This is a genomic window from Allosalinactinospora lopnorensis, assembly GCF_000981225.1.
GTDB classification, from domain to species: domain Bacteria; phylum Actinomycetota; class Actinomycetes; order Streptosporangiales; family Streptosporangiaceae; genus Allosalinactinospora; species Allosalinactinospora lopnorensis.
The window spans coordinates 1-19,610 of record NZ_LAJC01000089.1 but is presented as its reverse complement, the minus strand read 5'-3'; the positions used below and the strand labels follow the sequence as shown (position 1 = coordinate 19,610).

At 69.8% G+C, this 19,610-nt stretch carries 17 protein-coding genes and 3 pseudogenes; 17 read left to right on the top strand and 3 right to left on the bottom strand.

The window, feature by feature from the left end; genetic code table 11:
* The 10 genes and pseudogenes from VS93_RS23405 to VS93_RS23360 form a co-directional block, all read left to right on the top strand.
* Positions 1-874 (top strand): annotated as a pseudogene (locus VS93_RS23405) (molybdopterin dinucleotide binding domain-containing protein); the annotation flags it as partial.
* The gene (gene nuoH, locus VS93_RS23400) at positions 871-2,241 is read left to right on the top strand and encodes an NADH-quinone oxidoreductase subunit NuoH (RefSeq protein WP_046472033.1); all 1,371 of its coding nucleotides are present in this window, start codon (positions 871-873) and stop codon (positions 2,239-2,241) included. The pseudogene VS93_RS23405 and the gene nuoH, both read left to right, overlap by 4 nt.
* Positions 2,234-2,794 (top strand): NADH-quinone oxidoreductase subunit NuoI, encoded by a 561-nt coding sequence (gene nuoI, locus VS93_RS23395; RefSeq protein WP_046472032.1) that lies wholly within the window; start codon positions 2,234-2,236, stop codon positions 2,792-2,794. The genes nuoH and nuoI overlap by 8 nt, the downstream gene beginning before the upstream one ends.
* A complete protein-coding gene (locus VS93_RS23390; protein WP_394298846.1) occupies positions 2,791-3,711 on the top strand; it encodes an NADH-quinone oxidoreductase subunit J in 921 nt (306 codons plus the stop codon). The genes nuoI and VS93_RS23390 overlap by 4 nt, the downstream gene beginning before the upstream one ends.
* Positions 3,699-3,997: pseudogene (nuoK, locus tag VS93_RS23385) on the top strand (NADH-quinone oxidoreductase subunit NuoK). Before VS93_RS23390 ends, nuoK begins: the two are co-directional and overlap by 13 nt.
* Positions 3,998-4,080: 83 nt before the next feature.
* Positions 4,081-5,964 carry an NADH-quinone oxidoreductase subunit L gene (gene nuoL, locus VS93_RS23380; RefSeq protein WP_046472037.1) on the top strand — a complete coding sequence of 628 codons (1,884 nt, stop codon included), beginning with the start codon at positions 4,081-4,083 and terminating at the stop codon, positions 5,962-5,964.
* Complete coding sequence (locus VS93_RS23375) at positions 5,965-7,518, top strand: NADH-quinone oxidoreductase subunit M (RefSeq protein ID WP_046472031.1); 1,554 nt, start codon at positions 5,965-5,967, stop codon at positions 7,516-7,518.
* Positions 7,515-9,167 (top strand): NADH-quinone oxidoreductase subunit NuoN, encoded by a 1,653-nt coding sequence (nuoN, locus tag VS93_RS23370; protein WP_046472030.1) that lies wholly within the window; start codon positions 7,515-7,517, stop codon positions 9,165-9,167. The genes VS93_RS23375 and nuoN overlap by 4 nt, the downstream gene beginning before the upstream one ends.
* A gap of 138 nt (positions 9,168-9,305) precedes the next feature.
* On the top strand, positions 9,306-10,310 hold the full coding sequence (locus VS93_RS23365) for a polyprenyl synthetase family protein (RefSeq protein WP_046472029.1): 1,005 nt from the start codon (positions 9,306-9,308) through the stop codon (positions 10,308-10,310).
* Positions 10,311-10,555: 245 nt separating this feature from the next.
* The gene (locus VS93_RS23360) at positions 10,556-11,092 is read left to right on the top strand and encodes a PRC-barrel domain-containing protein (RefSeq protein ID WP_236700696.1); all 537 of its coding nucleotides are present in this window, start codon (positions 10,556-10,558) and stop codon (positions 11,090-11,092) included.
* 124 nt (positions 11,093-11,216) lie between these two features.
* Here the strand turns inward: VS93_RS23360 and VS93_RS23355 are convergent, their stop codons facing one another.
* Positions 11,217-12,758, bottom strand: a complete 1,542-nt coding sequence (locus VS93_RS23355; RefSeq protein ID WP_082127140.1) for a serine hydrolase domain-containing protein — start codon at positions 12,756-12,758, stop codon at positions 11,217-11,219.
* Positions 12,759-12,833: 75 nt separating this feature from the next.
* Between VS93_RS23355 and VS93_RS23350 the strand changes: the two genes are divergently transcribed.
* Positions 12,834-13,469 (top strand): TetR/AcrR family transcriptional regulator, encoded by a 636-nt coding sequence (locus tag VS93_RS23350; protein WP_046472028.1) that lies wholly within the window; start codon positions 12,834-12,836, stop codon positions 13,467-13,469.
* Positions 13,470-13,685: 216 nt separating this feature from the next.
* On the opposite strand, the gene VS93_RS23345 is transcribed toward VS93_RS23350, so the two are convergent.
* On the bottom strand, positions 13,686-14,264 hold the full coding sequence (locus tag VS93_RS23345; RefSeq protein WP_046472027.1) for a Uma2 family endonuclease: 579 nt from the start codon (positions 14,262-14,264) through the stop codon (positions 13,686-13,688).
* A 165-nt stretch (positions 14,265-14,429) separates the two neighbouring features.
* Here VS93_RS23345 and VS93_RS33120 point away from each other — a divergent pair.
* Positions 14,430-14,906: pseudogene (locus VS93_RS33120) on the top strand (LOG family protein); the annotation flags it as partial.
* A 254-nt stretch (positions 14,907-15,160) separates the two neighbouring features.
* The gene (locus VS93_RS30690) at positions 15,161-15,424 is read left to right on the top strand and encodes an NUDIX domain-containing protein (RefSeq protein WP_162231707.1); all 264 of its coding nucleotides are present in this window, start codon (positions 15,161-15,163) and stop codon (positions 15,422-15,424) included.
* A gap of 6 nt (positions 15,425-15,430) precedes the next feature.
* Here the strand turns inward: VS93_RS30690 and rarD are convergent, their stop codons facing one another.
* Positions 15,431-16,363, bottom strand: coding sequence for an EamA family transporter RarD (gene rarD / locus VS93_RS23335; RefSeq protein ID WP_046472026.1), 933 nt, complete (start codon positions 16,361-16,363; stop codon positions 15,431-15,433).
* 253 nt (positions 16,364-16,616) lie between these two features.
* Between rarD and VS93_RS23330 the strand changes: the two genes are divergently transcribed.
* The 4 genes from VS93_RS23330 to VS93_RS23315 all read left to right on the top strand — a co-directional run.
* Positions 16,617-17,483 (top strand): hypothetical protein, encoded by an 867-nt coding sequence (locus VS93_RS23330; protein ID WP_046472025.1) that lies wholly within the window; start codon positions 16,617-16,619, stop codon positions 17,481-17,483.
* A gap of 267 nt (positions 17,484-17,750) precedes the next feature.
* The gene (locus tag VS93_RS23325) at positions 17,751-17,984 is read left to right on the top strand and encodes a sigma-70 family RNA polymerase sigma factor family protein (protein WP_046472024.1); all 234 of its coding nucleotides are present in this window, start codon (positions 17,751-17,753) and stop codon (positions 17,982-17,984) included.
* 9 nt (positions 17,985-17,993) lie between these two features.
* Positions 17,994-18,659 carry a peptide-methionine (S)-S-oxide reductase MsrA gene (msrA, locus tag VS93_RS23320; RefSeq protein WP_046472023.1) on the top strand — a complete coding sequence of 222 codons (666 nt, stop codon included), beginning with the start codon at positions 17,994-17,996 and terminating at the stop codon, positions 18,657-18,659.
* A gap of 93 nt (positions 18,660-18,752) precedes the next feature.
* Positions 18,753-19,610 (top strand): class I SAM-dependent methyltransferase (locus tag VS93_RS23315; protein WP_052745947.1); only part of this gene is annotated, 858 nt, incomplete at its 3' end.

The following is a 19,610-nucleotide window of genomic DNA, read 5'->3' as shown; positions in this document are numbered from 1 at the left end:
CCAACCTGCTGCCCGGCGGGCGTCCCGTCTCCGACGCCACGGCCAGGGCCGAGGTGGCGCGGGCCTGGTCCATCGCGTCGCTGCCCGAGGCGGAAGGGCGCGGTACCGCCGAGATCCTCGCCGCGGCCGCGGCCGGTGAGCTGGAAGCACTGGTCATCGCTGGGGTCGACCTCGAAGACCTGCCCGATTCCGAAGGCGCCCGCGAGGCACTGGCTGCGGTGCCGTTCATCGTCAGCCTGGAGCTGCGGGCGAGTACCGTCACCGACCGCTCCGATGTGGTGTTCCCTGTGGCCGCCGTTGCGGAGAAGGCCGGGACCTTCGTGGACTGGGAGGGGCGCGAACGACCCTTCGGCAATGCCCTGAAGATCCAGGGAGCCCTCTCCGATCTCCGGGTACTCGGGGCGATCGCCGACGAGATGGACGTCCACCTGGGACTGCCCGACGCCGCCACCGCACGCGACGAGCTCGCACACCTCGGCCGGTGGACCGGGGAACGGACCCCCGACCCGGTGGCACGACCCGTTGCCCCGCAGAACCGGTCCGGCAAGGAGCAGGCGGTACTCGCCACCTGGCGCCAACTGCTCGGCCGGGGACGCATGGAGGACGGCGAGCCCTACCTCGCCGGTACCGCCCGGCCCGTGGCCGCTCGGGTCTCGGCGGCGACGGCGACCGCGATCGGGCTCCCGGAGGCGGAACGGTGCAGGTCACCGGGGACCGGGGATCGGTCAGTGTGCCCGCGGTCATCACCGAGATGCCGGACGGTGTGGTGTGGCTGCCCGCCAACGGACAGGAATGCGACGTCCAGCGTGACCTGGGGTCGGCCTCCGGATCCATCGTGTCGCTGGCGACGACGAATGCTGGGAGCGAGAAGTGACGGCCACTGCGCTTGAATCCGCGGGAGGCGGCGCCGTTCTGGCCGCCGAGGAGACGCTGGAGGCGTTCGGCCATGACCCGTGGTGGGTGACGCTGCTCAAGGCGGTCGTCATCTTCGTCTTCCTGATGGTCTGCGTCCTGATGATGATCATGGCGGACCGCAAGGTCATGGGCCGGATGCAGATGCGGCACGGCCCGAACCGATTCGGCCCCTGGGGGCTGCTGCAGTCGCTGGCCGACGGCGTGAAGCTGTCGCTCAAGGAAGACGTCATCCCGAGAGGGGTCGACCGGGCGCTCTACATCGCGGCCCCGATGATCGCCGCGGTCCCGGCCTTCATGACCTTCGCGGTGATACCGATCGGCCCCGAGGTCGAGATCTTCGGTCTCGTGACACCGATCCAGCTCACCGACCTTCCGATCGCAGGGCTGCTGGTGCTGGCCTCGGCCGCGATGGGGGTGTACGGCATCGTGCTCGGCGGCTGGGCCTCCCAGTCGCCCTATGCCCTGCTCGGTGGGCTCCGGGCCTCCGCGCAGGTCATCAGCTACGAGATCGCCATGGCTCTGTCGTTCGTCGCGGTGTTCATGTACTCGGGGACGCTGACGACGTCGGGGATCGTCGAGGCACAGCAACCGGTCTGGTTCGCCCTCATCCTCTTCCCGTCGTTCCTGGTCTACCTGGTCACGATGGTCGGTGAGACGAACCGGCTGCCGTTCGACCTCGCCGAGGGCGAGGGCGAGCTCGTCGGCGGCTTCATGACCGAGTACGGCTCCATGAAGTTCACCATGTTCTTCCTCGCCGAGTACGTGAACATGGTGACCGTCGCGGCGGTCTCGGTCACCTTCTTCCTCGGCGGCTACCACGCACCGCCCCCGGTCACCATGGTCTGGGAGGGCGCCAACGAGGGCCTGTGGCCGGTCCTCTGGTGGCTGCTCAAGTTCCTTGGCGTGATGTTCCTGTTCATCTGGGTGCGCGGAACCGTGCCCCGGATCCGCTACGACCAGCTCATGCTCCTCGGCTGGAAGATCCTCATCCCGGTGCAGCTGGTGTGGATCACGGCCGTCGCCGCCGTCCGGATGCTCGTCAACGAGGGCGCTCCGGCCTCGGTGACCGCCGGCGTGATCGTCGCCTTCTCCGTGCTGTTCATCGCCGCGCTGTACGGGTGGGGCCGCGCGGTGAAGCGGCAGCGCGCGGCCGAGGCGGCCGAGCACGCGGAGGAGATGCGGCGGATGCGCGAGGACCCGAAGTACGGCGGTTTCCCGGTACCGCCCGAGAAGGCCCCGCACTACGGCAGCAGTGTCCCCGCTGAGGAGCCCCGAAACACCCCACCGGCCTCGACCGGCAAGCGTGAGGAGGTTACCGGTGCTTGACTGGCTCAACCCCGTGAAGGGGTTCGGCGTCACCTTCCACACCATGTTCAAGAAGGTGCCGACGATCGAGTACCCGGAGGAGCCGCGTCCCACGGCGCCGCGCTTCCACGGACGACACCAGCTGAACCGCTGGGCCGACGGCCTGGAGAAGTGCATCGGGTGCGAGCTGTGCGCCTGGGCCTGCCCGGCCGACGCCATCTACGTGGAAGGCGCCGACAACAACGAGGACGAGCGGTACTCCCCGGGCGAGCGGTACGGCCGCGTCTACCAGATCAACTACCTGCGGTGCATTCTGTGCGGGCTGTGCGTCGAGGCGTGTCCAACGCGCGCGCTGACGATGACGAACGAGTACGAGCTCGCCGACGACAACCGACAGAGCCTGATCTGGACCAAGGAGCAGCTGCTCGCGCCGCTGCGCGAAGGGATGGAGGCGCCGCCCCACCCCATGCGGCTCGGCGAGACCGAGGAGGACTACTACCGCTCGGGCCGCGGGGCCGACCGGCAGGCCGACGCCGGCACTGAGAGCGACAAGGACAGCGAGGCGGTTCGGTGACCGCGATCCCCCTGCAAGCAGCAACCCTGGCCGCCCCCATCTCAGGGGGGGAGGCCGTGGCCTTCTGGACCATCGGCAGCGTCGTGGTGCTCGCCGCGATCGGCGTCGTGCTCAGCCGCAAGGCCGTGCACTCGGCGGTCATGATGGCGATCGTCATGCTGGGCCTGGCCATCTTCTACGGCATGAACCAGGCGCCGTTCCTGATGGTCGTGCAGATCGTCGTCTACACCGGCGCTGTTCTGATGCTGTTCCTGTTCGTGCTGATGCTCGTCGGGGTCAGCTCCGCGGATTCGCTGGTCGAGACGGTACGCGGACAGCGCGTGCTCACCGCGATCGTCGCGCTCGGCTTCATCGGAGCGCTGGCCCTGGGACTGACCCGCATCACCGTGGGCGACCCGGCCGGACTGGCCGCCGGGATCGCCGCGGCGGGCGGCAGCGTCCCGTGGATCGCCGGCGAGGTCATCTTCCGCTACGTCATCGCCTTCGAGGCGACCGGGGCCCTGCTCATCACGGCGGTGCTCGGCGCCCTGGTGCTGGCGCACGCCACCCGGATCAAGCAGCGGCGCACCCAGAAGGTGATCTCGCGAGAGCGGATCCGCAGCGACCACCCGACGCCTCTGCCCGGGCCCGGTACCTACGCCCGGCACAACGCGATCGACATGCCGGCGCTGCTGCCCGACGGATCGGTGTCGAGCCTGTCGCTCAACCCGGTGCTCACCGCGCGCGATCCCGCTCTCCAGTCGGACGTCCCGCGCGACGTCCAACTCGGTTCGCTGCCCGAGCCCGGAGGGGCGTCGGACTCCGCCCGCTCCAAGGAGGCGCGCGCCGAGGACGAGGCGCCGCCGGACGGGCGCGGCGGCGACAGCGGCAACGGTACGACCGGTGGACGGGAGGATGGGCCCTCATGGACCCGATGAACTACATCCTGCTTGCGTCCGTCCTGTTCACCATCGGGGCCGCCGGTGTGCTGGTGCGGCGCAACGCGATCATCGTCTTCATGTGCGTCGAGCTGATGCTCAACGCGTGCAATCTGGTGTTCGTCGCCTTCGCTCGAATGCACGGAGACATCGAGGGTCAGGTCATCGCGTTCTTCGTGATGATCGTGGCCGCAGCGGAGGTCGTCGTGGGACTGGCGATCATCATGCAGATCTTCCGGACCCGCAGGTCGCGTCGGTGGATGATGCCAATCTGCTCAAGCACTAGAAGGCGACGTGACAGTGTCTGCGACTGCGACTGACGTATACCTCGCCGCCGCTCCTCCCGCGGCCGCGGAGGCTGGCGGCGCGATCCTCTCCAACGCCTGGCTGCTGATCGCGCTCCCCCTCCTGGGCGCCGCGGTCCTCCTGCTGGGAGGTCGGCGCACCGACGGCTGGGGCCATTGGCTCGCGGTCCTGCTGCCCCTGGCGAGCTTCGGGTGGGCGGTGCTCGCCCTGATCGAACTCCTTGGGATGGACCCGGCCGACCGGAGCCAGACGGTCCCGGTCTACGAGTGGTTCTCCGTCGGGGACTTCTCCGCCGAAGTGAGCCTGCTCCTCGATCCGCTGTCGATCAGCTTCGCCCTGCTCATTACCGGTGTCGGCTCGCTGATCCACATCTACTCGATCGGGTACATGGCGCACGACCCGGGGCGGCGGCGCTTCTTCGGCTACCTGAACCTGTTCCTCGCGGCCATGCTCGTGCTGGTGCTGGCCGACAACTTCGTGCTGCTGTTCCTCGGCTGGGAGGGCGTGGGCCTGGCCTCCTACCTCCTCATCGGGTTCTGGCAGTACAAGCCGGCGGCGGCGGTCGCGGCCAAGAAGGCGTTCCTGATCAACCGGGTCGGCGACCTGGGGTTGCTGATCGCGATCATGATCGTGTTCACGACGGTCGGCACGGTCGCCTTCAGCGGAGTCTTCGGCGCCGCCGACGAGATCGGCCAGGGGGTCCTGACGGCGATCGGCCTGCTGCTCCTGCTGGGCGCGTGCGGCAAGTCCGCGCAGCTGCCGCTGCAGGCGTGGTTGCTGGACGCCATGGAGGGCCCCACACCGGTCTCGGCGCTGATCCACGCGGCGACCATGGTCACCGCCGGCGTCTACCTGATCGTCCGCGCGGGCCCGATCTTCGAGGCCGCGCCCGCGGCGCAGCTCACCGTCGCCATCGTGGGAGCGGCGACCCTGCTCGCCGGCGCCATCATCGGCTGCGCCAAGGACGACATCAAGAAGGCCCTGGCCGGGTCGACCATGAGCCAGATCGGGTACATGGTCCTGGCCGCGGGCCTGGGGCCCATCGGCTACGCCGCCGCCATCGCCCACCTCATCACGCACGGTTTCTTCAAGGCCGGGCTGTTCCTCGGGGCGGGATCGGTGATGCACGGCATGAACGACGAGGTCGACATGCGCAGGTACGGCGGGCTGCGCACGGCCATGCCGGTCACCTTCGCCACGTTCGGCCTCTGCTACCTCTCCATCATCGGGATCCCGTTCTTCTCCGGATGGTGGACCAAGGAGAGCATCATCTCGGCGACCTTCGCCTACGGCGGTGTCACCGGGCAGATCCTGGGCGGTGCGACGCTGCTGGGCGCCGGGCTGACCGCGTTCTACATGTCGCGGATCATGTTCCTGACGTTCTTCGGCGGGAAGCGCTGGGCCGAGGACGCCCACCCGCACGAGTCTCCGGCCTCCATGACCGTCCCGATGGTCATCCTGGCGGCCGGGGCGGTGGTGCTCGGCGCGGTCCTCGTGTACGGCTACCGGTTCGCGGAGTTCCTCTCGCCGGCCGTGCACCACCACGCGCACGAGTTCGACCTGGCGCACATGCTCACGGCCCCGTACTCGCTGGCCGCGATCGCGGTGCTGGTCGTGGGGGTGGCCGTCGCGTGGCTGCGCTACATCAGGGCCGAGGTGCCCGAGACGGCCCCCAAGGGCAACGCCATCACGGAGGCCGCCCGAAACGAGCTGTACGGCAACACCATCAACGAGGAGCTGTTCATGCGCCCTGGCCAGGCCCTCACCAGGGCCATGGTCACCATCGACGACAAGGTGGTCGACGGCCTGGTCAACGGGGTCGGTACCGGCACGCGCGACGGCTCGCTGAGCCTGCGCAGGCTGCAGACCGGATTCGCCCGGACCTATGCACTGACGATGCTGTTCGGCGCGGCGATTGTCGTCGCCATTCTGGTGGTGAGGTTCTAGATGAACATCCCCTGGCTCACACTCGCCGTCGCGCTGCCGGCGCTCGGCGCGCTCGTCGTCGGGCTGCTCCCGCGCGAAAGGCCCGAGCTCGCCAAGCGACTGACCCTCGGGGTCAGCCTGGGCACGCTGCTCCTCGTCGGTGCCATGGCACTCCGGTTCGACCCGACGAGCGCGAGCCGGCTGCAGTTCGAAGAGGTCTACCCGTGGATCCCGCGGTTCGGCGTCAGTTTCGCGGTCGGTGTCGACGGCATCGCGCTGGTGCTGATCCTGATGTCGGTGCTGCTGGTGCCCCTGGTGGTACTGGCGGCCTGGAACGAGGACGAGGGCTCCGGCGCGGCCGGCGGCGCCAGAGGCTACTTCGCGCTGATCCTCGCCCTTGAGGCGATGATGATCGGCGTCTTCGCCGCCACCGACATCTTCCTCTTCTACGTCTTCTTCGAGGCGATGCTGGTCCCGGTCTACTTCATGATCGGGCGCTACGGGCGGGGGGCGGAACGCCGCCGCGCGGCGATCAAGTTCCTGCTGTTCAGCCTGTTCGGCGGGCTGCTGATGCTGGTCGCCGTGATCGGTGTGTACGTCCTGGCCGGAACGTTCCTGTGGAGCGACCTGGTGGGGCCCGGAAGCGAGCTGGCCGCGGCCGACACCTCGGTGGTGCGCTGGCTGTTCCTCGGGTTCTTCGTCGCCTTCGCGATCAAGGCCCCGATGTGGCCGGTGCACACCTGGCTGCCCGCGGCCGCCGGCTCCTCGCGCCCGGGTACCGCGGTGCTGCTGGTCGGCGTGCTGGACAAGGTCGGCACCTACGGCATGCTGCGGTACTGCCTGGAGCTCTTCCCCGAGGCCGCGCGCTGGTTCGTCTGGCCGGTCGTGGTCCTCAGCGTCATCAGCATCATCTACGGCGCGATCCTGGCGATCGGGCAGAGCGACATGATGCGGCTCATCGCCTATACCTCGCTGTCCCACTTCGGGTTCATCACCTTGGGCATCTTCGCCATGACATCGCAGGCCCAGGCGGGCGCGGCGCTGTACATGGTCAACCACGGGTTCGCGACCGGCGCGCTGTTCCTCATCGTGGGATTCCTCATAGCCCGCCAGGGGTCGGCTGCGATCGCGGACTACGGCGGTGTGCAGCAGGTCGCGCCGAAGCTCGCCGGCGTCTTCCTGGTGGCGGGGCTGGCAGGGCTGTCCCTTCCCGGGCTCGCTCCGTTCGTCAGCGAGTTCCTGGTGTTCGTCGGCACCTACGCCTTCCAACCGGTACCGGCGATCATCGCCGGCGCCGGCGTGGTGCTGGCGGCGCTCTACATCCTGTGGATGTACCAGCGCACCATGACCGGTCCGGTCCCTGAGCGGCTCACCGGGCTGAAAGACCTGTCCAAGCGCGAGGCGTGGGCGGTCGGTCCGCTCATCGCGCTGATCGTGCTCTTCGGTGTGCAGCCCCAGCCGCTGCTGGGCGCCATCAACCCCGCTGTGGAACAGACCATGCAGCAGATCGACGTCACCGACCCCGAACCGGCGATCGGCCAGGCCGCCGACGAGCAGGAAGGAGCGAGCGAGTGATCCCCCTGACTGACTCGGCGCCGGCGGTGCTCGCCTCGCCGGTCATCACCGAGCAACCGCCCGCCATCGACTACGGGCTGCTCTCCCCGATGCTGGTGGTCTTCGCCGCCGGAGTGATCGCCGTGCTGATCGAGGCGTTCGCGCCGAAAGCACAGCGGCGCTCGCTGCAGCTGGGACTCGCGCTGGCCTCGGTGCTGGGCGCGTTCGTCCTGACCGTTCTGCAGGTCGGCGCGCTTCCCGCGGACGAGGCCGGGGTGACGACGGCGCTGGGGAGCGTGGCCATCGACCGGCCCACGCTGTTCCTGCAGGGGACGATCCTGGTGCTGGCGTTCATCAGCCTGCTGCTCATCGCGGAGCAGCGGAGCGGCGAGAGCGCGTTCGCGGCACAGGCGGCCACCGTGCCCGGAAGCGAGGAGGAGCGCTCGCACGTCCTAGCGGGTTCGCAGCACACCGAGGTCTACCCGCTGGTGCTGTTCGCGGTGCTGGGCATGCAGCTCTTCCCGGCCTCCAACGACTTCCTGACCATGTTCATCGCGCTGGAGGTCATGAGCCTGCCGCTGTACCTGCTGTGCGGGCTGGCGCGCCGCCGGCGGCTGTTCTCCCAGGAGGCGGCGGTCAAGTACTTCCTGCTCGGCGCGTTTTCCTCGGCGTTCTTCCTGTTCGGCATCGCGCTGGTGTACGGCTACGCGGGCTCGGTGAACTTCGCGGACATCAACGAGGCGATCGGTGAGGGGGGTTCCCCGCTCTTCGCCGGCACGGCCGAGCCCCTGCTGCTGGTCGGGATCGCCATGATCGGCGTGGGTCTGCTCTTCAAGATCGGCGCGGTGCCGTTCCACAACTGGAAGCCCGATGTGTACCAGGGTGCGCCCACGCCCATCACCGCGCTGATGGCCTCCGCCGTCCTGGTCGCCGCGTTCGGTGCGCTGCTCCGGGTGTTCCTCATGGCCTTCGGCGCGTCGGTGGAGCAGTGGCGGCCGATGCTCTGGGTGGTGGCGATCCTCACCATGGTGCTGGCCGCCGTCATCGCCGTGACCCAGCGCGACATCAAGCGGCTGCTGGCCTACTCCTCGGTGGTGCACGCCGGGTTCGTGCTGACCGCGGTCATCGCGGCCAGCCCGGAGGGACTGGCCGGCGCGATGTTCTACCTCGCGGCCTACGGGTTCACCACCATCGGGGCGTTCGCCGTGATCACCCTGGTGCGAACGCACGAGAACGGCCCCGAGGCGGCGGACCTGGCCCAATGGGCCGGACTCGGGCGGACCTCGCCGCTGCTGGCCGGGTCGCTCGCGCTTTTCCTGCTCGCCTTCGCCGGGATCCCGCTCACGAGCGGCTTCATCGGCAAGTTCGCGGTGTTCCAGGCCGCCGTCGCGGCGGGGGCGACCCCGCTCGTCGTGGTCGGCGTGCTGAGCAGTGCCGTGACCGCGTTCTTCTACGTCCGCATCATCGTCCTGATGTTCTTCTCCGAGCCGGAGGGGAGCGGCCCGGCGGTGATCAGGGCGGGAGCGCTCACCGGTTCGGTGATCGGCATCGGTGTCGCCGCCACACTGCTGCTGGGCGTGTACCCCACGCCGGTCCTGGACACGATGCTGCCGCAGCCAGTAGGGGAGGAGGCGGAACCGACCGCGGCCGACGACGGGTTCACCCGGTAGCCGGAGGCTCCCACTGGAGCGCTTTGGCAGTGCAATCGGGGTCAGATAACTTGGCTATTCGGTTTATGTCCATCCTGAGAGCGCGCGATATGTCCGTTGCGGAGGTATCGCGCGCCAGTTGACATGTGGAGCTTTCAGGTGAGCGGTGCTGTCCCGAGCGGTTTCCTCGCTCTGCCGAATGTCGACGCGACCCTCGCCCGGGAGATCCAGGACGGGTTGGAACAGGTCGAGGAGGTGCTCCGGGACACGGTGGCGGTCAGCGACCCCATGCTGAACGAGGCCGCCACCCACCTGCTGGCGGCCGGCGGGAAGCGCTTCCGGGCCACTCTGGTGCTGCTCGCCTCCCGCTTCGGCGATCCCACCGCACCGGAACTGGTCCCGGCGGCCGTCGTCGTGGAGCTCACACACGTCGCGACGCTGTACCACGACGACGTGATGGACGAGGCCGAACTGCGCCGCGGCAAGCGCAGCGCCAACCAGCGCTGGGGGAACAGCATCGCGATCCTCACCGGGGACTTCGTGTTCGCCCGCGCTTCGGAGCTGCTCGCCGACCTCGGTGTCGAGGCGGTCCGGTTGCAGGCGAGGACGTTCGGCCGGCTCGTCCAGGGGCAGATCCTGGAGACGTCGGGACCGCGTCCCGGTACCGACCCGCTCACGCACTACCTGCAGGTCATCGCGGACAAGACCGCATCGCTGATCGCGTCCTCCGCGGAGTTCGGCGCGATGTTCAGCAAGGCCGACCCCGGTGTCATCGAGACCGTCACCCGGGCCTGCGAGGCGCTGGGGGTAGCGTTCCAGCTCTCCGACGACATTCTCGACGTCGCCGGCAGTCCCGAGGAATCGGGCAAGGTCCCCGGCACCGACCTGCGCGAGGGCGTGCTGACGCTGCCGATGTTCTATGCGCAGCGAAGCACCTCCCCCGAGGACAAGCGGCTGCAGGAGCTGCTGGGGCGGCCTCTCGACAACGCCGAGGCGGACGAGGCGCTGCGGCTGCTGCGCGCCCACCCGGCGATGGAGGCCGCGTACTCCGACCTCCGGGCGTGGGCGGACAAGGCGCGCGCCGAGTTCGCCACCCTGCCCGACCTCCCCCCTCGGTGGGCGTTCGAGTCGCTCTGCGACTACGTGGTCGAACGGACCACCTGACCCCCGCTCACCGGTCGCGGCGGGCTCCCGTTCGACGCGCGGACCCGCCTTCCGGGCGGGTCCCCCCTGTGTGTCACGCTGGGTAATCGGTGAGTTCGTTCTTGGTATCGCGGAGGTAAGCCTCAGCGTTGCGCCCGGCCGGCCGGGGAATCTGCGAAGTGGCGTTCCGTGGTCCAAGGGGAACTCAACGGGACCGCAGAGAACGGCGTCGGCGAGGTTCGCGATACGGGGGAGAGTGAATCGCCGTGGCAGCACAGATGGGAGCGCAGTACCTGATCGGGCACCGGTTGCTGGACCGGGACGGCACCAGTGTCGGCAAGATCGGACAGGTGTTTTTCGACGACCAGACCGACATTCCGAAATGGGTCACGGTCCGCACCGGACTGTTCGGCACGAACGAGAACTTCGTCCCGTTGCGGGGCGCGCGCACGGTCGACGACGACCTGCAGGTGGCGTACACGAGGGACCAGATCAAGGACGCACCGAGCTTCGCGATCGACGAGCATCTCTCGGTGTACCAGGAGGACATGATCTACCGGCATTACGGCCTGCAGCCCGAGGTTCCCGGGCAGCGGAGTGCGGAGGAGCAGGACTGGCAGCCGCGGGGCAAGCACGCCAAGAGGCCCGCGCACGCGGATGGGGCCCGGGACGCCGCGGAACCCGGGGAACAGCCGACTGGGGGGTACGCAGCGGAATCCGGGCAGCGCATCGGGGTGTACGGCGGGCAGGAGCGGTGGTCCGGCGGCACCGGGAAGGCGGCGGGCGACGGGCGGAACGGCTGATCAGGCCGGGCGGCGACGCGTCGCCGCCCCCGTAGGGAAGCCGCCGGCGCGGGTCCGTGCGACGCGCACGGACCCGCGCCGAGGCCCCGCCGATTCCGAGCGTCCGGAGCGGCTCCGGCGATCGTCAGGTGGTCGCCGCGCGCGATCGCGCCGCCCGTACGATGCCCACGGCCGCGAGCGCGACCGCGCCGCCGCCCAGGGCCGCGGCGGTGGCATCGGGCAGCCAGTTCATCGCCTGCCGAATGCCGCCGAAACCGGACAGCAGGTAGCCGGAGGCCGCCAGCGGGACCGCCGCGATGAGCGTCCACGGGGCGGTCGTTGCGGCCGCGGACCGCCGTGAACGGACCTTCCGCCGGTAGGGGCGGTGAAGGCGCGCGGTCGACCCGAGTACGCCGGCGACCAGTGCCGCGGTGGCGGCCGAGACGATTGCGATGAGGGCCCCGTAGGCCGTGTCCGCCGGCCGGGTGTCGCCTCCGGGCGGATCGTCGCCTCCTACCATGTGCGCGAGTCCGATCCCCACCTGCTGGATCCGGGCGTCCTGGAGCGGGTTGTACAGGTTCTGTTGTACGACCACGGCGCGCTCCACCTCCGGCAGTACGAACAGCATGGTCGCGTAGCCGGGTGTGGCGCCGCCGTGCCAGACCATACGGGTTCCGGCTCCGGGGAAGCCGTCGCGCCAGCCGAGACCGTAGGACTGCCCGCCGGTGCCGACAGGCGCGCTGCCCTTGTGCGCCCGCTGGAGCGACTCCGCGGTGAGAACCCTGCCGCCCTCCGCCCCACCGCGGGTGAGCTGGAGCCGGGCGAAGGCGCTCAGATCGGTGAGGTCGCCGCCGAGGTAACCGTAGGAGACACCGGCGGTGTCGAATCCCGAGGCCACCGCGGTAGGGCGTCCCCACAGCCGCTGATGGCCCGGGGGCAGGCCACGTTGCCGGGCGGAGGCCGCGTCGTGGATCGCCCCCGCCATACCGGCGGGCTCCAGTACGGCACCGTGCAGATAATCGCCGAAGGAGCGGCCGGTGATCGCCTCGACCAGGGCACCCAACACGAGAAAGTTGGCACTCGTGTAGACGTGCTCCCCGCCGGCCTCGGAGCCGGAGATCTCGCTGAGGGCGCCGAGGCGGGGGGCGAAGTCCGCGGATTCCGGTCCGTAGACGTCGCCGACCCGCGTGGTGGCCGACCCCGGGATCCCACTGGTCTGGGTGAGCAGTTGCCGCACGGTGGTGCCGGTCGTCTCGGTGTCACCGGGCAGCCGGTGCCCGGGAAGGTAGCGGCGAACCGGTGCGTCCAGCTCGACACGGCCGTCCTCGACCAGCGTCAGGACGGCGGCGGCGGTGACCGGCTTGGCGACCGACCCCCAGAGGAACGGGGTGTCGCGGGTGACGGGGGAGCCATTGCCGTCGTGGCCCCAGGCGCGCTCGTGCACGATCCCCTCAGGAGCGACGACCGCGTATGCCAGGCCGGGCGTTCCGGTAGCCGCCATGCGCTGGCGTGCGTACTCGTCGAGGCGGTGGAGATCGGCCTTGGAGTGCGTGTGGCGCTCGATGTGCCGGCCCCATGCGGCTCCGGTGGAGGTGAAGGCCAGGAGGAGGACGAGCAGCACCGTGGCGACACGGCGCGGTGCCGGTACGGAGCCGGGGGCGGGATGGGTGGGGAGAGGGGTTTCCATGTCGCGGCCTTCCACTGGTCATCCGAATAACCGTATGTTCATATTGCTATTACCGTACAATGATACGGTTATGGAGTGCCACGTACGGCTGACCACGACGCGCGCCGGAGCCAGATCTCCCGCGCGGTCTGCACACTGATCGCCGAGGGCGGGATGCGGGCCGTCACTGTCGCGCGCGTCGCCGAGCGCGGAGGGGTCTCCGTCGGCCTCGTCCAGCACTACTTCCCCACCAAGGACGACATGCTGCTGCGCGCCTTCCACGAGGCCGGCTCGCGGATCCGGGCGCGGGTCGGCGAACACATACGGGCCGGCAGCGCCCACCGCAGGCCGATATCGGCCATCCTGCTCGACGCCGTGTGCGAGCTACTGCCCCTCGACGAGGAGCGCCGCGCCGAGTTCCGGGTGGCGCGGACGTTCAGCGCCAGGTCGCTGGACAACCCCGCTCTCGCCGACATCGACGCCGAAACGGCCGAGGGCGTGCGTCGCGACATCGCCCAGGCGGTGCACAACGGGAAGGAGTGCGGTGAGGTCGATCCGGGGGCGGACCCGGCAGTCACCTCACTCCGGCTCGCGGCCGTCACCGAAGGACTGGCCGCGCGCCTCTACCGGGCTCCGGAGCACTCCGTGGTCCCCGCCGACGATACGGCGACCGAGATCCTGCGCGCCGAGATCGCGGCCGTGTTCACCGGTCACTGCCGCCAGTACGGCTGACGCGCGATCATGCGGGGCGGGAACGGGGATCCGGCAATGAAGGTATGAGCCGTCCCTCCGGCGAGGAGGCGGTGGGCTCTGAGGGCGCTCGCGCCGCGCCCCGGCAGGTCCGGTGGCATGCTCAATCGCGGGCGGACCGCGCGGAGGGCTCCAATCCGGGATACACCGGCAGCGCCGGAAGCGGCGCGTCTGCCGGTCGGCGATGCGCCGTCCGGCTCACATCTCGTCGATCTCGGTGAGGTCGATGTCGATCGGGAACGGGGCGCCGACCTTCAGCCGGTCGTGGTGGATACCGGTGAGTCCGTAGGCGCGGGTCGCGGGGTCGAGTTCGTAGACGTAGACCACCGGGCGCTGCGACTTGAGTTCGACCCGCCAGAAGTGCCCGATCCCCGCCTGGGCGTACAACTGCGGTTTGCGCTCCCGGTCGCGCTTCTCCGACTCCGGGGAGACGACCTCCACCACGAGCTCCACGGCTTCGGGCGGACAGGCGGTCCGGCTCGGCCCGACGGCGGGCGAGGGGCGCACTACCATGAGGGCGGGCTCTGGCCGTTCGCGTTCGTCGAGGATCACGGTGATCTCGCGCCGCACGCGAAACCCCTCGGGAAGGCAGCCGCGAAGCCCCAGCGCCAGCAGGTCGATCACCAGCGAGTGAAGAATGCTCTGCGGACTCACGAGGACGAGGCTCCCGTCGATGAGCTCGGTGTGCGGGGGCAGGCCGGGCAGCCGATCGAGGTCCTCAGCGGTGAGCCCCTCCGGTGGAGGGATCATCCAGTCAGGGACCGGTTGGGCACACATCCAGCCTCCTCCGGTTACCGTGCCCGTCACGCTCCGCATAGCTTTTCCCCTTTGGGGAGCGGGTACGCCGGCACCGCGGTGTGGATAGCCGCCCAGCGGCGGGGCAGGATATCCCCGCGTCCCGATGCGCCGCCCGCGCCTGCCGCCCCGCGGGGCGGCCGTAGGATGATCCCCATGCGTGTCTGCGTTTTCTGCGGGTCCTCGACCGGTCGCGGTGACCGGTACGTCACGGCGGCGCGCGAACTCGGCCGGCTGCTGGCGGAACGGGGGATCGGACTGGTCTACGGCGGCGCCGGTGTCGGCACCATGGGAGAGCTGGCCGACGCCGCGCTCGACGCCGGCGGCGAGGTCATCGGAGTCATCCCCCGGCAACTGGTGGAATGGGAGGTCGCGCACCAGGGCCTCACCGACCTCCGCGTCGTCGCCGACATGCACGAGCGGAAAGCCCTCATGGCGGAACTGGCGGAGGGGTTCATCGCACTGCCGGGCGGAATCGGGACACTGGAGGAACTCTTCGAGGTCTGGACCTGGGCGCACCTCGGGCTGCACGACAAGCCGCTGGCCCTGCTCGACGTCGACGGTTTCTACCGGCCGCTCCGCGGGTTCGTCGATCACATGGTGGGCGAGGGGTTCCTGGAGGCCGGACCCCGGGACATGCTGCTGTTCGGCACCGATCCGGCGGCCCTGCTGGACGGGTTCGCCGAGTACCGGCCGCCGGTGCCGCGAGGGAACGCGCCCGACCCGTCCCTGGAGAGCGCTGCCCAGCCGGTCCTGGACGTGCTCGCCTGGGTGCACGTCCGCGACGGCCGCATGCTCGCGGCGCGGACGAGGGGGAACGACCTGTTCTACCTACCGGCGGCAAGCGCGAGCCCGGCGAGACCGACGCGGAGACGGTGGTGCGCGAGGTCAAGGAGGAGACGGCGGTCCGGCTGCGGCCGGAGACCGTCACCCCCTTCACCGTCGTCCACGAGGCCGCGCACGGCTACCCCGAGGGCACCCGGGTCCGCCTGGCCTGCTTCCTCGCCGAGGGCGACGGCGAACCCGCGGAGCAGGGAGAGATCGCCGAACTCGCCTGGTTGGGCTATGCCGAGCGCGTCCGCTGCGCTCCCGGTGTCCGGCTGGTCATGGACCAGCTCCACGAAAGGGGCATGCTGGGGTGAGCGGCCTCAGGGGCGCTCGGCGCTCAGGGAAGGTGCGCCCACCGCGGCCCGCCGGGCCACCGCGAGGTCGCGGGCGTTGCGCACGAGGTCCGTCGCGAACACGAGCAGTGCCGTCCACACGATGGCGAACCCGATCCAGCGGCTGGGCGGCAGGTCCTCACCGAAGATCAGCCAGGCGATGAGGAACTGCATCACCGGCACGATGAACTGCAGCAGGCCGATCATGCTCAGCGGGATCCGGACCACCGCGACGCCGAAGAAGAGCAGCGGGAGGGCGGTGACGGCGCCCGCCCCGATCAGCAGCAGCGTGTGCGCCACCGACACCTGTCCGAACGTGCCCGCGCCCATGGCGTGCAGGGCGAGCACGTAGCCGGCGGCGGGCAGGAACATCAGCATCGTCTCGCTGGTGAGGCTCTCGACACCGCCGAGCTTGACGAACTTCTTCAGCACGCCGTAGGTGGCGAAGCAGAGGGCCAGCCCGATCGCCAGCCACGGGGGAGCGCCGTAGTCGAAGGTCAGTACGACCACCGCGAGCGCGCCGAGCGCCACGGCGGTCCACTGCAGGGGGCGCAGCCTCTCGGTGAAGACGATCACTCCGAAGACCACGCTGACCAGCGGGTTGATGAAGTATCCCAAGGCGGCCTGGAGGGCGTTTCCGCTGTTCACGGCGTAGATGAACAGCCCCCAGTTCATCGAGATCACTGTCGCGGCGCTGGCGATGAGGAGGAGTTGCCGGGGTGAGCGCAGCACGCCGAGTATCCACCGCCAGTGACGGAGCATCACCAGGATGAGCAGCATGGCCAGCAAAGACCAGATCATCCGATGAGCGAGGATCTCGATCGCCGAGGTCGAGGAGAGAAGTGGCCAGTAGAGGGTGGACAATCCCCATAGGACGTAGGCGCTCGCCCCGAAGAGCAGGCCTTTCTGTGAGTCGGGCACGTTGTTCAGGCTATGGAAAGATTCATCCTATGAATAGTTAATTATGCTTACCCGGTCCCTGAAGCGGCGGGAAACCAAAGGGTGGCACGACCGTTCCGCGGGACGTCGGTGACGGCGGAGAGCCCGCCGGGGCGGCGGGCGACAGGGCCTCCCTCGCGGGCGGGTGCCGGCCGCGCAGACCCCGCGCTACGATCCTCCGGGAGCGGCGCCCTGCGGTTCCGGAGCCGCGCTAGGCCGGTCCCGGGGAGGGCGTGTGAGACACCCGGACGTTGAGCCGCTGCCGCTGCCCCAGGAGTGGCAGGCGGGGCCGCGCCTCGCTCACCTGGCGCCCAGTGGTTTCCTGCTGCTCATCGCCTTGGGAATGCTCGTTTCCGGAGTCGTGGCGCAGTACGTCTCGGCGCGGTGGGGGGCGTCGTTCCTCCTGGCGTTATCGGTCGTCATCTTCGTGGCCGCGCTGCTGCCGTGGCTGGCCTTCCTGCGCCGCCGCCGTCGCGAGAGCTGGCGGATCAGTGTCGAGTGGGTGGACGGCTGCGGCTCGTACGGTGTGGTGATCCCGTATTCGCGGAGGGCAACCTGGCTTTCCTTAGGGCTTCTCGGCGCCGCCTTTCTCGCGTTCGCGGTCCTCGTTCTCACCTTCCCCGGGGCGGTGATGAGCGAGCAGCCTTATCTCGGCAGGCTGCTCGTGGTGGCGGGGGGCTCCCTGTTCCTTCTCGGCTGGCTGCTGTGGGTCGCGGTCGACATCGCCAGGGGCAGGGTGGCGCGCGGGCGGCTGGTGCTCACCCCGGAGGTGGTCGTCCACCGGGGGTGGGGGTCGGTGTCGACCGTCCCGTGGAGCAACGTAGGCGTCGTCGAGGCCGGTACGGTCAAGCTCAACCCCCACCTCACGCTCGCTGTGCTCTTCCCGGGGGCTGCGCAGCACGTGAGCCTGTCGCGCGTACTCAAGGGGCATGAGTACTATCTCCAGCCGGACCTCGCGATGCTGCCCAGGCGGCTGATGATCGACCCCGCGGTGCTGTTCCACGCGCTGCGCTTCTACCACGAGACTCCGCAGGCACGCCCGGAACTGGGCGACGGCCGGGCGGTGCACCGCATCTACCAGTGCGACTTCGGCGGGTACTAGTGCCTCGAAAAACCTCGGCGGCCGCGACACTGCCGGGGCGGAACCGCCGTTTCGGGGTCTGATGCGCCAGGAACGGCGGAGGGGACCGACCAGGAGGAGAAGATCCTTGTCCATCATTGACGTGTGGACGCAACACCCGACACCCCGGTTCGTCCAGCACGAGATGTTCGCGTCTCTGCGCCGCTGGACCGGTGCCGACGCTCCGGCCGAACAGCTTCCGGTGGAACTCACGGTCGCCGCGATGGACGCGGGCACGGCCGGAGCAAAGTGGCCCGGACCCTCCTCGCTTGGGGACGCGCTGGCGGGCTCTTCCTCTCCCGGGTCGGCGTCAACGGTCAGCCGGACGCGATGGCGTTCGGTCCGGAGGGTCGGCTCATCAGCGTGATAGCCCTGGACATCGCGGACGGCCGGGTCCGGGCGGTGAGTTCGGTCGTCAACCCCGACGAATTGGGCCACCTCAACCCCGTACCACCCCGGTCGGCGGCGGAGGACAGCGGCTAGCCTGGAGGTATGTTCGGGCGCAAACTGACGATGGTCGATCCCGCCAACGCACTTCCGGGCCGCGACACTCCGATCCCGGTGCCGCCCCGCCACGAGGTGCTCGGCACCCCGATGACCCCGCCTTACCCCGAAGGCGGCGAGATCGCCGACTTCGGCATGGGCTGCTTCTGGGGCGTGGAACGCACGTTCTGGCGGATCGGGGCCGAGAACGGCATCATCACCACCGCGGTCGGCTACGCCGGCGGCTACACACCCAATCCCACCTACGAAGAGGTCTGCACCGGGCTCACCGGCCACACCGAGGCGGTGCGCGTGGTCTTCGACCCCGCGAAGATCTCCTACACCGACCTGCTGAAGGTCTTCTGGGAGGGCCACGATCCCACCCAGGGGATGCGGCAGGGCAACGACGTGGGCACCCAGTACCGCTCGGCGATCTTCTACCACGGCGAGGAGCAGAAGGCCGCCGCCGAGCACAGCCGAGACCTCTTCCAGCCGGTCCTGACCCGGGCGGGCTACGGCGCCATCACCACCGAGATCACCGCCGCGGGTCCCTTCTACTTCGCCGAGGACTACCACCAGCAGTACCTGTCGGAGGCCAAGAACCCCAGCGGCTACTGCGGGGTCGGCGGCACCGGCCAGACCTGCCCGGTGGGCGTGGCCTCCACCGAGGGGTGAGCCGCTCCTGAGCTTTCGCGAAGGAGCCGAGCGTTTCGGCGACGGTGGCGGAGCTGCGATCGGAGTAGCCGTGCCCCTCATGCGGAAAACCGCGTGATCACCGTGCCAAGCGGCGATAGCGTCGGAGCCGTGACCTACGAGCTGGCCCCGGGCATCGGGGCTCACTACGCCTTGGGGGTGGAGAGGGACCGCCTTGCGACCTGGGGGCGGCTGGAGTCCGAGCGTACGCGCGAGCTGCTGCGCCGCTTCCTACCGCCGCCTCCCGCGGTCGTGTGCGATGTAGGCGGTGCGGAGGGAGCCTACGCTCTCCCGCTCGCGAACGGCGGCTACACCGTGCACCTGCTCGACGCGTGGCCTCCCCGCATCGAGGCCGCCCGTGCGGGTTCGGTCGCACAACCGGACGCGCCGTTGGCATCGGCGGAGGCCGGCGACGCGCGCGAACTGCCGTACCGGGACACCAGCGCCGACGGCGTGCTCCTGTTCGGTCCGCTCTACCACCTGCTGGAACGCGTGGAGCGGGAACGGGCGCTCGGCGAGGCCATGCGGGTCCTCCGTCCGGGCGGCGTCGTGATGGCCGTCGCGATCTCGCGCTTCGCCTCCACCATCGACGGGGTGCGTTCCGGCGCGATCGCCGATCCCCGTTTCGAGGCGATCGTGGAGGGCGATCTCCGCGACGGGGTACACCACAATCCTGATCCCGTGGGGCGACCGGAGCGGTTCACCCTGGCCTACATGCACGATCCGCAAGAGTTCGGCGAGGAGATCCGGAGCGCCGGGTTCGAGGACGCGCGGATCCTGGCGGTGGAAGGCGCCGGCGTGTTCTGCGACGCCGGTCCGGCCCTTGATGACCCGGCGACGCGCGAGCCGCTGCTGCGGGCGATCCGCCGGGTGGAGGCCGAACCGGCACTGCTGGGCGCGAGCCCGCACCTGATGGCGGTGGCGATCGCACCC

Bases quoted from the DNA above. Each gene is read 5' to 3' on its own strand.
- VS93_RS23355 (WP_082127140.1), bottom strand. From the start codon at position 12,758: ATGGAAACCCCTCTCCCCACCCATCCCGCCCCCGGCTCCGTACCGGCA.
- msrA (WP_046472023.1), top strand. From the start codon at position 17,994: ATGTTCGGGCGCAAACTGACGATGGTCGATCCCGCCAACGCACTTCCG.
- VS93_RS23345 (WP_046472027.1), bottom strand. From the start codon at position 14,264: ATGTGTGCCCAACCGGTCCCTGACTGGATGATCCCTCCACCGGAGGGG.
- VS93_RS23375 (WP_046472031.1), top strand. From the start codon at position 5,965: ATGAACATCCCCTGGCTCACACTCGCCGTCGCGCTGCCGGCGCTCGGC.